Origin of the sequence: Streptomyces sp. NPDC048612, assembly GCF_043199295.1 — a bacterium.
In the GTDB taxonomy this organism is placed as follows: Bacteria; Actinomycetota; Actinomycetes; order Streptomycetales; family Streptomycetaceae; genus Streptomyces.
The window spans coordinates 376,930-392,762 of the sequence record NZ_JBICVV010000001.1; the positions used below are offsets into that span (position 1 = coordinate 376,930).

12 protein-coding genes are annotated in these 15,833 nt (G+C 71.5%); 5 read left to right on the plus strand and 7 right to left on the minus strand.

Going from position 1 to position 15,833, the window contains the following annotated elements; genetic code table 11:
* Positions 1-4: 4 nt before the first annotated feature.
* Positions 5-2,332 carry a PQQ-binding-like beta-propeller repeat protein gene (locus tag ACGFN2_RS01460; RefSeq protein WP_393356637.1) on the minus strand — a complete coding sequence of 776 codons (2,328 nt, stop codon included), beginning with the start codon at positions 2,330-2,332 and terminating at the stop codon, positions 5-7.
* A gap of 525 nt (positions 2,333-2,857) precedes the next feature.
* Complete coding sequence (locus ACGFN2_RS01465; RefSeq protein WP_393356639.1) at positions 2,858-4,246, minus strand: FG-GAP-like repeat-containing protein; 1,389 nt, start codon at positions 4,244-4,246, stop codon at positions 2,858-2,860.
* 1,125 nt (positions 4,247-5,371) lie between these two features.
* Here ACGFN2_RS01465 and ACGFN2_RS01470 point away from each other — a divergent pair.
* The 5 genes from ACGFN2_RS01470 to ACGFN2_RS01490 are packed head-to-tail and all read left to right on the plus strand — an operon-like array spanning position 5,372 to position 10,133.
* Positions 5,372-6,136 (plus strand): MHYT domain-containing protein, encoded by a 765-nt coding sequence (locus tag ACGFN2_RS01470; protein WP_362608362.1) that lies wholly within the window; start codon positions 5,372-5,374, stop codon positions 6,134-6,136.
* 33 nt (positions 6,137-6,169) lie between these two features.
* A complete protein-coding gene (locus tag ACGFN2_RS01475; protein ID WP_393356641.1) occupies positions 6,170-8,770 on the plus strand; it encodes a nitrate- and nitrite sensing domain-containing protein in 2,601 nt (866 codons plus the stop codon).
* Complete coding sequence (locus tag ACGFN2_RS01480; protein WP_362608359.1) at positions 8,767-9,174, plus strand: roadblock/LC7 domain-containing protein; 408 nt, start codon at positions 8,767-8,769, stop codon at positions 9,172-9,174. The genes ACGFN2_RS01475 and ACGFN2_RS01480 overlap by 4 nt, the downstream gene beginning before the upstream one ends.
* Positions 9,175-9,184: 10 nt before the next feature.
* Positions 9,185-9,559 (plus strand): DUF742 domain-containing protein, encoded by a 375-nt coding sequence (locus ACGFN2_RS01485; RefSeq protein ID WP_362608358.1) that lies wholly within the window; start codon positions 9,185-9,187, stop codon positions 9,557-9,559.
* Positions 9,540-10,133, plus strand: coding sequence for an ATP/GTP-binding protein (locus ACGFN2_RS01490; protein WP_362608356.1), 594 nt, complete (start codon positions 9,540-9,542; stop codon positions 10,131-10,133). Before ACGFN2_RS01485 ends, ACGFN2_RS01490 begins: the two co-directional genes overlap by 20 nt.
* Here the strand turns inward: ACGFN2_RS01490 and ACGFN2_RS01495 are convergent.
* From ACGFN2_RS01495 to ACGFN2_RS01515, 5 genes are all read right to left on the minus strand, one after another.
* Positions 10,094-11,248, minus strand: a complete 1,155-nt coding sequence (locus tag ACGFN2_RS01495; protein WP_393356644.1) for an NAD(P)-binding domain-containing protein — start codon at positions 11,246-11,248, stop codon at positions 10,094-10,096. The genes ACGFN2_RS01490 and ACGFN2_RS01495 overlap by 40 nt on opposite strands.
* Before the next feature lie 136 nt (positions 11,249-11,384).
* On the minus strand, positions 11,385-12,590 hold the full coding sequence (locus ACGFN2_RS01500) for an LLM class flavin-dependent oxidoreductase (protein WP_393356646.1): 1,206 nt from the start codon (positions 12,588-12,590) through the stop codon (positions 11,385-11,387).
* A 1-nt stretch (position 12,591) separates the two neighbouring features.
* Entirely contained in the window at positions 12,592-13,635 is a 1,044-nt protein-coding gene (locus ACGFN2_RS01505) for an ABC transporter substrate-binding protein (protein WP_393356648.1), read from the minus strand.
* 165 nt (positions 13,636-13,800) lie between these two features.
* Entirely contained in the window at positions 13,801-14,772 is a 972-nt protein-coding gene (locus ACGFN2_RS01510) for an ABC transporter ATP-binding protein (RefSeq protein ID WP_393356650.1), read from the minus strand.
* On the minus strand, positions 14,745-15,704 hold the full coding sequence (locus ACGFN2_RS01515) for an ABC transporter permease (RefSeq protein WP_393356652.1): 960 nt from the start codon (positions 15,702-15,704) through the stop codon (positions 14,745-14,747). Before ACGFN2_RS01515 ends, ACGFN2_RS01510 begins: the two co-directional genes overlap by 28 nt.
* Positions 15,705-15,833: the final 129 nt, after the last annotated feature.

The window sequence follows — 15,833 nt, forward strand, 5'->3', positions numbered from 1 at the left end:
CGTGTCAGCCCGACTTCGGTGGCTTCTGCGCGTCGAAAGCGAAGAGGGTGTTCTTGGCCGCGGCCACGATCACCGCACGCCCGGCAAGAGTCACCCGCGGGCTCGCACCCTGCTCGCCCGTCAAACCATCGACCTGCGGATCTGTTGTCCACAGGGGTTTGCCGTCGTCGGGCGACAGCGCGACCACCCGGCCGGTGGCCGAGCTGAAATACAGTGCGCCGGCTCCCGCAACAGGACCCGCCGCGCCCTCCACGCCAGTCTGCCGCGACCACTTCTTCCGGCCGGTCGCCGGGTCCAGTGCGGTGACGAGGCCGGTCTGCCCGCTGACGTAGACGGTGCTGTCCACCATGCCGGGCGTCCCCGCGTATGTCGTGGCCAGCCGGGAGTACGTGACCTTCCGCGCGGCCGGGTCGACCCGCGTCACCCCGTCGTAGCCGGTCAGCTGCGTTCCCTCCCTGTGTACTTGCAGGAGTACGAGCCTGCCGTCGGCGACGCCCATCGGCACGGCGGGGCCGTCGACCGCGATGGGCCTGCCCAGTGTCCCCGAGGCGCGGTCGACCGGGTACAGGGTGGGGTGGCGCACTGCCAACGCATCCACCTCCGCATCCTTCGCGCACATCGCGACGAGCCGTGAGCCCGCCGGGACGGGAGCGCACTGCGTACCCGCCGGGAAGGGCGACGTCCAGGTGACCTGACCGCTGTGCGCGTTGCGGGCCTCGAAGCGGGAGTTGGAAGCGTCGACCGTCACGACGTCGGAACCGACCACGACGGCGTCCTGAGTCCGACCCGTGACGGCCGTCGACTGGGCGCCGGACGGCGCGGACCACAGCTCCCGTCCGGCCTTCGCGTCGAGGGCCACCACCTCGCTGGGAGGGTCCTGCGGGGCGTCCTGGGCGGCGAAGCGGTAACCGAGCACCGTGTCGTCGGTGGCGCCCACCAGGTGCATGCCGTTGACGGGGACGCCGGGGCTCTTCGCCGTCCACACCCGCGAGCCGTCCTTGGCCCTGATACGGGTCGCGACGACACTGCCGCCCCCGCAGAACAGCGCGTCGCCGTGCGCGATGCACCGCAGTTCGTCGGGGATGTCGGGGCGACCGCCGGGCACGGCCTTCTGCCACGGCTTGAAACCGTCCGGAAGTGCGGCACCCGCCGCTGCAGAGCTGTTGTTGCCCTTGTCGCCGCCGCTGTTCCCCCCGAAGCCGCCCGCCGTCAGCGCGGCGACTCCGCCACCGATCGCTGCCACCGCGACGGCGACCGCGGCCGCGAACACGGGACGCCATCGGGGATGCACTCGGCGGCCGATGGTGGAGGTGCCGGCCTTCCCCGTATCGGGGTCGGCCGGGGTGATGGTCGGGGCCGGCGGAGTCGGTGTGGCGGGTGTGGGGGTGGCGGGTGTGGCGGCCGGCGTCGGGCTGGCCGGCGTCGGGCTGGCCGGCGCCGGGGTCGCCGGCGCCGCGAAGTGATGCTCGGTGACCATGTCGCGGGTGCGGCCCGTGCCAACTCCCGCCGCGTCCATCTGGCCGAGGTCGGCCGGCAGGTCCCGTAGCAGCACGAGGAGTTCGTCCGCCGAGGGCCGCCCGTTGGGCTCCTTGGCCAGGCACGACTCGATGACCGTGCGCAAAGCCACCGGCACATCCTCCAGCGACGGCTCCTCATGCACCACCTGGTACGCAGAAATGTAGGGGCTCTCCGCGTCGAAGGGCCCGTGGCCCGTCGCTGAGTAGGCCAGCAGCGTCCCCAGCGAGAAGACATCGGACCGCGGCCCTACATCGCGCGGCGCTTGCAACTGCTCCGGTGACATGAAGGGCGGCGTACCGATGACCCGCCCGGTAATCGTCAGCGTCTGCTGGTCCACGGCGCGCGAAATACCGAAGTCGATGACGCGGGGGCCCTCGGGCGAGAGCACGACGTTCGAGGGCTTCAGGTCACGGTGGATGACCCCCACCCGGTGGATGTCCCGCAGCGCCTCCGCCAGCCCGATGGCGAGCCTCCTCAGCTCCGCTCCGCTCAGCGGACCCTTCGTGGCGATGCGCCGGGCGAGCGTGTGCCCCTGGATATACGTCGTCGCCATCCACGGCTGCTCGGCCTCAGGGGCAGCGTCGACCACGGCGGCGGTGAACGCGCCACTCACCTGCCTCGCCGCCGCCACCTCCTGCCGAAAGCGGATGCGGAACTCGTCGTCCGCCGCGAACTGCGGGTGGATCAGCTTGATCGCGACCCGACGCCCCGAACTCGTACGGGCCAGAAAGACCGTGCCCATGCCACCCGAGCCGAGTCGCGCCTCCAGCGGATAGCCGCCGATCTCGGCTGGATCACCTGCGCGCAACGACACTCTTCCCGACCTCCCGTCCCTCGCGCACCTCTGCCACCACGGCCTGCGTACCTGTCCTGCACACAAATTAGCCGCAGGGCAGTACAGCAGAGCAGAGTGGGTGACGAACAGGATCTCAGGGCTGCTGCTACCGTGCCGCACGCGACGAAGCCTTCGAGGGGAGAGGCCCGCTATGCCCTTCGGCGGAGCCCTTGTCACCTTGGTGCGGTTGGGGCCCAAGTTGACTGCGACGAGCCGCGGTCGGCTCCTAGGACTTGCCCGGGCGGTTACGTCACAGACCGTCTTCCACGGGCCGAACCCTTCGGGCAGGTCACGTCACTGCACACCGGTTCGCACCCGTGGAGATCCCATCGATCACCTGCCGGTGATCCCGCCACCATCCGCAACGCCGGTCGATGACCGGCAGGAACGGCCGCAGCCGTTCCCACTCGGCCATCTGTCAGATCACCCCGCCCCATGCTGGTAACGACGAGTCATCGGCCGGCACAGGCAGGTGATTTGCTGAACTGGCCCCAGCGTGCTGGCCTAGTTCGCCGGGTTCGTCAGCTCCGTGCCGAAGCGGCCCTTCGTCGCCGGGGAACCCAGGTCACTCGGATTGATGAGGGACGAGCCCTTGGCGTTCAGCCCGTCGGTGCCCGCGTACAGCAGGGCCGCCGCGCCGACGCCGTCGGTGCGGTTCGGGATGCCCACGGCCAGGTCCGCCTTGCCGTCACCGTTGTAATCGGCCGGCGAGACGGACGTACCGAACTTGTCGTTGCCCGCCATGGAGCCGGGGACACCCTCGGTGTCGAGCGAGAAGGTCTGCGCCCCCTCGTCGGTCAGCCAGTTCGCGGTGCCCCTGAGCACGTTTATGGCGCCGGCGTTGTTATAGCCCCCGGGCGCCTCGGCACCGGTGTTGCTGACCACCAGGTCGTCGTGGCCGTCGCCGTCGAAGTCGGCGAGCCGGATGGCCTCGCCCTCCTGGGCCTTGCCCTTCCAGTCCACCGGCTTGTCGGAGTCGAGCCCGCCGGCGGTGCCGGGGTAGGTGCGCAGCTTCTGGTCTTGCGGACCGTCCGAGAAGCCGGTGTCCGTGACGACGTCCGCCTTCCCGTCGCCGTTGATGTCGCCGACCACGGGGCGGTACTGCGCGAACGGCAGCGGGATGTCCTTGCCCAGCGGCGTGCTCTTCAGGCCCCCGGACGAGCCGGGCAGCACGCCGAGCGTGCCCTCGTCGGAGGGCGAGTCCTCGGAGGCGACGGTGACGAGATCGGTGTAGCCGTCCCCGTTGATGTCGCCGGAGGCCAGGTGCTCGACGCTGACGCCGCCGCCGGGCGGGGTGACGCTGGTCATCTTCGGGGTCGCGGTCTGCCGCAGGTTCTTCGCACCCTTGACGAGCTGTACCTTCGCGCCGTCGGAGATGGCGAGGTCGCTGAAGCCGTCCTTGTTGTGGTCGCCCACGGCTATCTGGTCGCCGAAGTGCGCGTTGGCGGCGACCTTCGGCGCGTGGAAGGCGATGGCGTCGCCGGACAGGCCGCTCTTGGAGCCGAAGACGATCGTGACGGAACCGGCCTGCGCAGTGCTGCCGATGGCCTCGTTGTTCGCGGCGACGACCAGGTCGGCGTAACCGTCCCCGTCCACGTCGCCGCGCACCACGGCCGAGCCGAAGCCGTCCTTGGCCTCCGGGGTGCCGGGCACGCCCGCGCTGGCCTGCGTCAGCGTGCTGTGCCGCTTGGTGTCGACGCCACCCTTGGCGCCGTAGGTCACGCCCACGTAGCCCGCCTTGGACTTCCCGGAGACGGTGCCTTCGGGCGCCCCCACGCCGAGGTCCGCGTGGCCGTCGCCGTCGAGGTCGCCCTGGGTGGGCTTGCTCTGCTTGGCGGCACTCGTGGAGGGCTGGTCCTGGCCCCGCCCGTTGCCGTCCGTCGGTGCTGCCATGGCGCCGCCTGCCGCGGCCGCGACCAAGGCGGCGCCCAGAGCGCCTGCCACCATGCTCCTGGTTCGGTTGGGCACAAATCCTCCAATGGGTAACACATCGGTCGCCCCTCGGTCCGTCCCCCTGAGCCGTGGGCCTGGTGGGACGGAAGGGGTGTTGCACAGAGACAGAGAGAAACCAGAGCGAGACGGTTGCAGAATGAACGTAAAATGACGCGGTCCCACACATTCGCGCAGCGCACGGCAACTCTGCTCCGGGGCACCGCATTTGGTGCCTGTCGGCTGCCCCTCGGTTCGCTCCTTCGCGCCGCCCCGTACGCCGGCACCTGGTCCCAGCAGGTCGGTCGCGCCGGCCTCTTCCCCTGTGCGTGGCCGCGCTGTGCCTGGTGTCGCCCCTCGTCCCCCCGACGCTGCCGGAGACGGTCCGGCAGGAGCTGGATCAGTAAGCCCGGCAGACACGAAGGCGCCGCCCGCCCCGGGACGGGGGCGGGCGGCGCCTTGGGGGGTGTGACCTGTCAGACCAGCCAACCCACGATGTGCAGGATGTTGGCCAGCAGGTCGGTGAGGATGTTCATGGGGATTCGTCTCCTTGAAGTTGCGGGACTCAACTCTCCGGACCAGCAAGGGATTTCGACCGGAGGCGCGATAACGGTCTGCAGCACGTCGCTTGCGCCCCGTCATCATGGCTCGTCGCTCGGAGTCAATTGAAGGCCCTCCCTCTTCGATCATGCATACCGGCGAACGTGCGCTCCCGTGTGCAGGTGTTCGCATCCTGTGGAGTCTTCGCATCGCCCCATATGACGCTCCTGCCACCCTTTTGAGTGGGCATGGCGGAGCTTGTGCGGGCATGGCGGCCGCACCGTGCGTGACCTTTCTCATTGCCACTTCCATTGCCGGAATGAGCCGGGCGGTATTCGCCCGTAATTGACGCGCAATCAGAAGTCCCGGCCGCCCGGGCAAGGGTGGACATATACCCGGAAACGAGTTCACTGAACTCGCCGGTAATGAAACGGTGCGTCAAGAGCTCCGCATTCCTCGCGGAATCTCTCGGCCCTGGTGTCCGAGTTTCACAAGACGATCACGTGTTAGCGTCCGTCGCCGCGAACCGAAAACGCGAAAGGAAACTCCGTGGGCCACCTCCACCACTTCAGCGCGGGCTGGATATCTCCGGTCCTCGCCTATGCCATGGCATGCGTGGGATCTGCCCTCGGGCTGCGCTGTACCGTCCGCGCACGAGCCGCCGACGGCCGCTCGCGCCGCAATTGGCTGCTGACCGCCTCCGTCGCCATCGGCTCCGGCATCTGGACCATGCACTTCATCGCCATGCTCGGATTCGGGGTCACCGGCAGCCCGGTCCATTACGACGTCCCGCTGACCGTGCTCAGCCTGCTGATCGCCATGCTGGTCGTCGGCGCCGGTGTCTTCACCGTCGGCTACGGCGCCGCCGGGCCGCGTTCGCTGCTGCTCGGCGGCCTGGGCACCGGTGTCGGCGTGGCCGCCATGCACTACCTGGGCATGGCGGCGATGCGGCTGCACGGGCACGTCGGCTTCGACCCGGGGCTGGTCGCGCTCTCGGTGGTCATCGCCGCCGGCGCCGCCACCGCAGCCCTGTGGGCCGCGCTCCATGTGCGCGGCGCGGTCGGCGCGGCCCTCGCCTCCCTCGTCATGGGGCTCGCCGTCAGCAGCATGCACTACACCGGAATGGCTGCCGTACGGATTGAATTGACGCCCAGCCGCGCGCCGTTGACCGGTGTCACCGCAATGGAATTCATCTTTCCGCTGGCCGTCGCACTCGGTTCATTTCTCTTCCTCACAGCGGCCTTTGTCGCATTGTCCCCGACCGCCCGCGAGCGCGCCGCGGCCGCCTCCGCCGATTCACTGCCCGAGCACTGAACTCCCCGCCTCGCCCGACCTGTTGAGGAATTCATGCACAGACGACAGACCCCGGACCATTCCGGGCCCGCAGAGGAGGCCCGGCCGCCCGGAAACGGCCGCCCCCGGCACGCGCTGCCCCCGGTCGCCAAGTCCACGAAATCCACCACGGATTACCGCGTCCGCCTGATGCCCCGATCGGTGCGCGCGAAGATCGTCGCGCTGCTCATGGTCCCCGTGGTGTCCCTCATCGCCCTCTGGGCATTCGCCACCGTCACCACCGCGCGGAATGTCTCCGACCTCCAGCGGCTCAAGGCCGTCAACGCCACCCTCGTCGCACCGGCCGGGGACTTCGTCTCCGCCGTCCAGGAAGAGCGCGGCGCCGCGGCACGCGCCGTCGCAGCCCCCGACCCCGGACGTCAGCAGACCCTGCGGGAACGGCAGCGGGCCACCGATGCCGCCGCGGCCGCCCTCCGGGACGGCATCGCCGCCGGCAGCGCCGACGCGGAGACGGCCGACGACCGGCTGCCCGGCCGCATCGACCGGCTGCTCCACGACGTCGACGGGCTGGCCGCGCTGCGCGGACGCGTCGACCGCCACAAGCCCGACCTGGACCGCGTGATCGCCGACTACACCCGCGTCGTCGAGGACGGCTTCGCCACCTTCGGCGCGCTGACCGGGCGGGAGAAGACGGCGGACACCTCGGAGGCGCGGGTCGTCCTGGAACTCTCCCGGGCCCGCGAGGCACTCGCCCACGAGGACGCCGTCCTCGGTGCCGCCCAGCTCTCCGGCCGGATGACACGGGGGCAGTTCGACGCGTTCACCGGTGCGGTGCACACCCAGCGCGCCCTGTTCACCGCCGCGGTGGACGATCTGCGCCCCCGGGACGCCACGGCCTACCGCCGGATTCTGGACGGCACGCCGTACCGCGCACTGCGCACCGCCGAGGACGCCGTACGGGACGCCGGTGCGGGCACCCCGGCCGCCACCGCCGTCAGCGCCGTGCGCTGGACCGACGTCAGCGACACCGTGCTGCACGACCTGCGCACCGCGCAGCGGGCCGCGAGCACCGGGGCGGCCCGGGACGCCGACCCGATGTCCGCGGACAGCCTCGGCGGACCCGGCATCGCCGTCGTCCTGGGCCTGGCCGGTGTGCTGCTCTCCCTGCTCATCTCGGTCAAGATCGGCCGTCGGCTGGTCGTCGAGCTGGAGGAACTGCGCAACTCCGCGCTGCGGGTGGCCCGCCGGGACCTGCCCGCCGCCATGCGTCTGCTGCACGCGGGCAAGAAGGTGGACATCGACGCCGTCGCCCCGCTCGGCGACCGCGGCACCGGCCGCGACGAGGTCGGGCAGGTAGGCGACGCCCTGGTCGCGGTGCACCGCGCCGCGCTCCATGCGGCGGCCGGCCGGGCCGAGGCGCTCAGTGGAATCTCCGGTGTCTACGTGAGCCTCGCACGCCGCAGCCAGCTGCTGCTGCACCGCCAGCTCGCCCTGCTGGACACCATGGAACGCCGCACCGAGGACCCGGTGGAGCTGGAGGACCTGTTCCGCCTCGACCACCTCACCACCCGGATGCGGCGGCACGCCGAGAGCCTGATCATCCTCTCCGGCGCCGCGCCCGGCCGGGGCTGGCGCCACCCCGTGCCGCTGCTGGACGTGGTGCGCGCGGCGGTCGCCGAGGTGGAGGACTTCCAGCGGGTCGAGGTACAGGCCCTCGCCGAGGCCCGGCTGGCCGGCGGCGCGGTGGCCGACCTCACCCATCTGCTGGCCGAACTCGTCGAGAACGCGGTGATGTTCTCGCCCCCGCAGACCACCGTGCAGGTGCGCGCCGAACGGGTCGGCGCCGGTATCGCCGTGGAGATCCACGACCGCGGCCTCGGGATGCGCAAGGAGGCGCTCGACGAGGCCAACTGCCGTGTCCAGGACGCCGAGGAGGTCGACCTGCTGGACACCGAACAGCTCGGCCTGTTCGTCGTCAACCGGCTCGCCCACCGCCGGGGCGTCAAGGTGGCCCTCCAGCCCTCGGCGTACGGCGGCATCACGGCGGTGGTGCTGGTGCCCGACGCCCTGCTCGCCGCGGCGGCGGACGGGGAACAGCCGGACGCGCGCGGCGCCGGGCCGGCACCGGAGGGTGGCTCGCTCTTCCACCGGCGGCGGACCGCCGCCCAGCGTGCGCCGCTGGCCGTGGCACCCCGCCGGGAGGCGCTCCCGCCCGCCCCGGCCGACACCGCGGCGGAGCGGCCCGCGCCCGACTCCCCGGCGGCGCTGCCTCCGCTTGGCGCTCCGGCGGAGCGGCCCGCGGCCGCGCCCGGCGCACCCGCCGACGCAGCCCAGCCGTCCGTCGCCGCAGCGGAGTCGGACACCGTTCTGCCCCGCCGGGTGCGCCAGGCCAGCCTCGCCCCCGAGCTGCGGGACAGCCCGGAGCAGCGGCCCGAGTGGGTGCCGCGCACCGAGGGCACGCCCGCACCGCGGCGCTCCCCGGAACAGGCCCGCGCCACCATGGCGTCGCTGCGCGCCGGCTGGGCGCGCGGCCGCGGGGACACCGCTCCGCCGCAGCACCCGCTGCCGGAGCCACGGCACCGACCGCACCCGCAGGGCCATCGGCCACCGCACGGAGCGAACGACAATCCGTCCCGAGGAGAAGAAACACCATGACCGGCGACCAGCAGCTTTCCGGCGAACTCAACTGGCTTCTCGACGACCTGGTCTCCCGTGTGCCGGCGATCCGCTCCGCGGTGGTGCTGTCCGGCGACGGGCTGGCCGTCGGTACGTCCAGCGGACCGACCCGTGACGACAGCGAGCGTTTCGCGGCGATCGCCTCCGGCTTCCACAGCCTCGCCAAGGGCGCGAGCCGGCACTTCGCGGCAGGCCAGGTCATCCAGACCATGGTCGAGCTGGAGGGCGGCTTCCTCTTCGTGGTGGCGGCCGGCGACGGCTCGTGCCTGTCGGTGTTCGGCGACGCCGAGGCCGATATCGGCCTGGTCGCCTACGAGATGGCCCGGCTCGTCAAGCGGGTCGGCGCACACCTCGGCACCCCCGTGCGCGCCGGATCGGAGTGACCGGCCGCCCATGACCGACTCCACCCCGCGCTGGTACGACGACGAGGCGGGGCCGATGGTCCGGCTCTACGCGATGACCGCCGGGCGGGCCCGGCCGAGCAGTGCGGCCTTCGAGCTGATGGCCGTGGTGCGGGCCGAGCCCCGGCCGGACGAGCCGCCCACGCTGTCGCCCGAGCAGCAGACGATGTACACGCTGTGCCGCGAACGCCCCCGCCCGGTCGTCGAGGTCGCCTCCGACTCCGGGCTGCCCCTGGGGGTGGTCCGGGTACTGCTCAGCGACCTCCTGGCCGAGGGGCTGATCCGCGTCAGCCGCCCCGTACCGCCCGCCCAGTTGCCCGACGCGCACATACTCAGGGAAGTGATCGATGGACTCCGCGCGCTCTGACTCCTTCATGGCCCTCAAGATCCTGGTGGCCGGAGGGTTCGGCGTGGGCAAGACGACCCTCGTCGGCTCGGTCAGCGAGATCCGCCCGCTCAACACGGAGGAGCGGCTGACCGAGGCCGGGCGTCCCGTCGACCGGCTCGACGGGGTCCAGCAGAAGACCACGACGACCGTGGCCATGGACTTCGGACGGATCACCCTCCACGACGACCTGGCGCTGTATCTGTTCGGTACGCCGGGACAGGACCGGTTCTGGTTCCTGTGGGACGAGCTGGCGCAGGGCGCGCTCGGCGCGGTGGTGCTCGCCGACACCCGGCGGCTCGCCGACAGCTTCGCGGCCATCGACTACTTCGAGCACCGCGGCATCCCGTTCGTCGTCGCCGTCAACTGTTTCGACGGCGTCCGCGCCCACCGGGCCCAGGAGGTGGCACGGGCCCTGGACCTCGACCCGGCGACACCGGTGCTGCTGTGCGACGCCCGGGAGCGCGCGTCCTGCAAGGAGGTGCTGATCGGTCTGGTCGAGCACGCGGCCTCCGCCTACGAGGCGAGGCTGCCCACCAACTCCGGTTCCGTATAAGCCGGTTGCGGGTCCCTCTCCAGCAGCCGGCGGATGCCGACGGCCGCCGCACGGCCCGCGCGGTTGGCGCCGATGGTGCTGGCCGACGGCCCGTAACCGACGAGGTGCACCCGCGCGTCACGGAGCGTGCGGGTGCCGTCCATCCGGATGCCGCCGCCCGGTTCGCGCAGCCGCAGCGGGGCGAGGTGGTCGAGGGCGGCGCGAAAGCCGGTCGCGTAGAGGACCACGTCGGCCTCGACCGTGCGGCCGTTGTCCCAGGCCGCGCCGGTGGGCGTGAGGCGGTCGAAGAGCGGCAGCCGCGCCAGCACACCGCTCTCCCGGCCCCGCCGGACCGCCTCGGTCATCGGCAGCCCGGTCACGCTCACCACACTCCGGGGCGGCAGCCCCTGCCGGACCTGCTTCGCCACCAGGGCGACCGCGGCCCGGCCCTGCTCCTCGCCGAACGGTCCCTCGCGGAACACCGGCGGCCGGCGCGTCACCCAGGTCACGGCGGCCGAGACCGGCGCGACTTCCAGCAGCTGTTGTACGGCCGAGGTCCCGCCGCCGACCACCACGACCCGCGCCCCGCGGAAGGCCTCCGGCCCCCGGTACTGCGCACTGTGCAGCTGCCGGCCGCCGAAGATCTCCTGCCCGGGGAACCGGGGCCAGAACGGCCGGTCCCAGGTCCCGGTCGCGTTGATCAGCGCCCGCGCCGCGTAGTTCCCCTCCGACGTCTCGACGAGCAGCCGCCCGCGCCCAGGGGCCCCGCCCGGCTCCGTCCCCGCAGGCTCACCGCCCTCGCGCACCGCCGTCACCCTCACCGGCCGGTGCACCCGCAGCCCGAAGGTCCGCTCGTAGCTGTCGAAGTACGCGCCGATCACCTCGGACGACGGCTGCCGCGGGTCGGCACCGGTCAGCTCCATGCCCGGCAGCGCGTGCATCCCGTGCACCTTGTCGTACGTCAGCGTCGGCCACCGGAACTGCCAGGCGCCACCCGGGCGAGGGGAGTGATCGAGCAGCACGAAGTCCCGGTCCGGCCGGTAGCCGACCCGCCGCAGATGAAAGGCGGCGGCCAGCCCGGCCTGCCCGGCACCGACCACCACGACCTCTACCTCACGCACCCCGCTGTAGTTCATGTTTCTACTAACCGGGGGAGGGGGCAGGTTCTTCCCGCTGGGGGAGGGGCTTTCCGGGGGGCCCGGGAGGGCCCCCGAGGCGGCTCCGCCCCTCAGCGGCCCAGCTGAGGTGCCCCACCCGGTCGCCGCCCTCCGCTCAGCGCCCGCCGGCGATCAGCAGTGGTGCCCCACCCGGTGCGGACGCGGGCCGGCCATTGGCCGCCGGTACGCCCGCCAGTGGAGCGGGCCCCGCATCCAGCAGACCCCGGGCGGCCAGCTCCGGTCGTACCCCCTCGCCGAACCAGTACGCCTCCTCCAGATGCGGATAGCCGGAGAGCACGAAGTGCTCGACGCCCAGGGAGTGGTACTCCTCGATCCGGTCGGCCACCTCCGCATGGCTGCCCACCAGCGCGGTGCCCGCACCGCCCCGTACCAGACCCACCCCCGCCCACAGGTTGGGCGAGATCTCCAGCTTGTCGCGCGAACCGCCGTGCAGCGCCAGCATCCGCTGCTGCCCCACCGACTCGCTCTTGCCCAGCGCCTGCTGCGCGGCCGCCACCGTCTCCGGATCGAGGTCGTCCAGCAGCCGCCCGGCGGTCGCCCAGGCCTCCTTCGACGAGTCCCGCGAAATCGTGTGCAGCCGGATACCGAACCGGACCGTACGCCCCTCCTTCTCCGCCAGCCCGCGAATCCAGTCGATCTTCTGCTTGACCTCCTCGGGCGGCTCGCCCCAGGTCAGGTACACATCGACGTTCCGGGCGGCGACCGGCCCGGCGGCCGCGGACGAGCCGCCGAAGAAGATCTGCGGCAGCGGGTCCGGCGGCAGCGCGGTCAGGCCGCCCTCGACCTGGTAGTGCTCGCCCTGGAAGTCGAACGGCCGACCGCCCCAGACACCCCGCACGATCTGCAGGAACTCATCGGTACGGGCGTACCTCCGGTCATGGCCGAGATGGTCGCCGAACCGCTTCTGCTCGGTCGAGTCACCGCCGGTCACCACGTTCAGCAGCAGCCGTCCGCGGGAGATCCGCTGATACGTCGCGGCCATCTGCGCCGCCAGCACCGGCGAGATCACCCCCGGCCGGAACGCGACCAGGAACTTCAGCCGCTCGGTGGCCTGGGTGAGCGCCACCGTCGTCAGCCAGGCGTCCTCGCACCAGGTACCGGTCGGGGTGAGCACCGCCTCGAACCCCAACTGCTCGGCGGCCTTGGCTATTTGGGCCAGATACTCGATGTCCGGGGCCCGGACCCCGCTCACCGGGGTGATGCGGTCACGCCGAATCCCGCCGTCGGTGTAGGCGTGCCGGTCGACGAGCGTCCGCCCGTCGCCCCCGGTCGGCAGAAACCAGTGCAGGTGTACGGACATCTCAGTGGGCCTTTCCATAGGTACGCGGCGCCGTGCCCGAAGGCGGCAGGTCACCGTTGAAACGGGGGTCGACGAACGACCCGAAGTCGTAGGAGCGGGGGATCAGCTTCAGCGCCGCGAACGAGTCGACGATCTGCTGCTCGGACGCGATGGCGGCCTTGTCCACGGCCACCGCGACCGCCGTCCCCCGGGTGCGCCGGACCGCGTCCAGCGCCACCTTCTCGGGCAGTCCGGTCTCCTTCGCCCAGGCCTTGGCCCAGGCTTCGGGGTGTTTGAACACCCAGTCCTGCGCCCGCCGCAGCCGGTCGGTGTAGTCCTTGAGCGCCGCCGACTTCTTCTTGTCGTCCAGCGCGGCCGGGGCGGCAACCTGGAAGCTCAGCCCGTTGACGACGCCCTGACCAGTGGTCAGCACCCGTGCGCCGGCCTGATCCAGGGCCTGCGAGGTGTACGGGTCCCACACCGCCCAGGCATCCACCTTCCCCCGGGTGAACGCGGCGAGCGCATCGGCGGGCTGAAGGTAGTTGAGTGTGACGTCCTTCGGCGACAGTCCGGCCTTCTTCAGCGAGGCGATGAGCTGGTAGTGCGCGGAACTGCCCTGGGCCACGGCGATCGACTTGCCCTTGAGCTGCGCCGGCCGCTTGAGCGGGGAGTCCTTCTTCACCAGGACCGTCTCACCGTCCGACCGGCTGTGGGTCCCGGCGATAATCTTGATCTTCGACTTCGCCGCGGCGGCGAACACCGGCGGGGTGTTGCCGACCGCGCCGACATCCACCGCCCCGGCGTTGATGCCCTCCAGCAGCGGCGGCCCCGAGGTGAACGTCGACCACTTGATCTTGTACGGAAGGTCGTCCAGCTCCCCGGCGGCCCGCAGCAGCGCCTCCGAACCACCCTTCTGATCCCCGATGTTGAGCGTCAGCGATCCCTTCCCGTCGGTCCCGCTCCCGGTCCCGCCGGCGCCCTCGGCCCGCGACGCCCCACCGCACGCGGCCAGCAGCAGCGTGAACGGAAGCAGCAGGATGGCTGGGGCGATATGACGTGCTCTCATGGGGTGTCCGTTTCGTTCTCTGTGGGGTGCGTTGATCGGTGTACGTGGGTCGGGGGAGGGGGAGATGGGGGATGGGGATGGGGGAGCGGTGTAGGGCGGTGGGCCGGTTTCGGTCTGATCGGGCAGTGGCGGCGGGGGCAGGGGCGTTGTCAGGCGGGGCGGTTGCTATCCGGGTCGGTCGTTATCCGAGGCGGCGGGCGCCGCATGGCCCGGGGTCGCCGAGCGGTCTGGGGGTGCTGCGTCATCCGGGGCCGCCGCCGCATCGCTCGGGGCCGCCGTGTCATTCGGGGCCACCGCCCCGCCTGGGGCAGCCGCGTCATCCCGGGCCACCACGCCATCCGGCCCGCCCGGTGCGTCCTCCACGGCGCCCTCCACAGCGCCCTCCACGCCGAGCCGGTCGAGCAGGCGGGCGCGCAGCGCACCGAACCGCGGATCGGAGATATCGCGCGGACGCGGCAGATCCACCGGCGTCTCGTACGCGATCCGCCCGTCCTCCATCACCAGCGCCCGGTCGGCGAGCAGCAGAGCCTCCTCCACGTCATGGGTGACCAGTAGCACCGCGCAGCCCCGCTCCCGCCACAGCTCGGCGACCAGGCGCTGGGCCTTGATCCGGGTCAGCGCGTCTAGGGCACCGAAGGGTTCGTCGAGCAGCAGCAGATCCGGCTCCCGGACCAGCGCACGGGCGAGCGAAGCCCGCTGCGCCTCACCACCGGACAGCGTCTTGGGCCAGGCATCCGCCCGATGCCCCAGTCCCACCTCGTCCAACGCCCTTGTCGCAGCGGCGCGTTCCGGCCGTCCCCGCAGCCCCAGCAGCACATTCCGCCAGGCCCGCTTCCACGGCATCAGCCGTGGCGCCTGGAACGCCACCGCCTTACGGCGCGGCACCAGCACCTCACCCTCGATCTCCCGGTCGAGCCCGGCCAGCACCCGCAGCAGGGTCGACTTACCGCAGCCACTCCGCCCGAGCAGCGCCACGAACTCGCCTGATTGGACGGCCAGTTGCAGATCATCGATGACGGCACGGCCACCGAAGGCACGCACCAGCCCCGCCACCTGCACGGCGGCACCGGGAGACGCGGCGCGCGCGTCCTCCTCGGATGCGAGGTCGGTCACTGACCCGTGAACGTCGGTCGCCATTGCAGCAGCAGCCTTTCGAGGGTACGGACGAGGAAGTCGGCGAGGAGCCCGAGAATCGCGTAGACCACCAGGCACACCACGATCACGTCGGTGCGGAAGAACTCCCTGGCCTGGTTCATCAGAAAGCCGAGGCCGTCATCGGCATTGACCTGCTCACCGAAGACCAGCGCGAGCCAGGCGGTGGCCAGCGAGTAGCGCAGCCCGGTCATGGCACCCGACAACGCGCCCGGCAGCACCACATGCCGGACCAGCCCCCACCGGCTCAGCCCGAGCGAGGTTCCGGCCTCGACCAACTGTGCGTCCACGCCCCGGATTCCGGCATAGACATTCAGATACAGATGGAAGGCCACCCCCAGCGAGATCAGCGCGATCTTGGGTGCCTCGCCGATCCCCAGCCAGATGATGAAGAGCGGGATCACACCCACCCACGGGACCGAACGCAGCATCTGCACGGTGGCATCGACAAGGTCTTCACCGAGCCGCGAAAGCCCCGAGGCGAGCGCCAGCACCACACCGATCACCCCGCCCAACATCAGCCCGACCGCGACGCGTTGGAGCGACACCAGCATGGCCGACGGCAGCGTCCCGTCCGAGACCAGATCCCCGGCGGTGGCCGCGATGGTGCCCGGCGACGCCAGAATGTCCTCCTCCAGCACACCACTCGCGCTGAGCCCCTGCCACAACACCAGCAACGCAACGGGCCCCACCATCCGCCGCAACCACCGCGGCACCGCCCACCGCCGCCCCAAAACCGGAACGACCCGCTCAAGCTCCGGCCCGTCACCACGGGAGGCGTCCACCTCACGGGAGCCGTCCACCCCGCGGGGAGCATCCACAGCGCCCGCCTCCCCACCCTTGGAGAGCGACGACCGCCCCCCTTCAGCGTCCATATCGGGAGGCGCATGGCCACGCACGGCCTGGTCGAGAGTCATAAGTGCTCCAGGGAAGACGAACCGAGGGAGGGGAGAGCGAGGAGGAGAAAGAGAACGGCCCAAGCGAAGGAGACGACACGGCCACACATCAGCAACACGCACATGCCCCGCACTACAACCAGCAGCGAA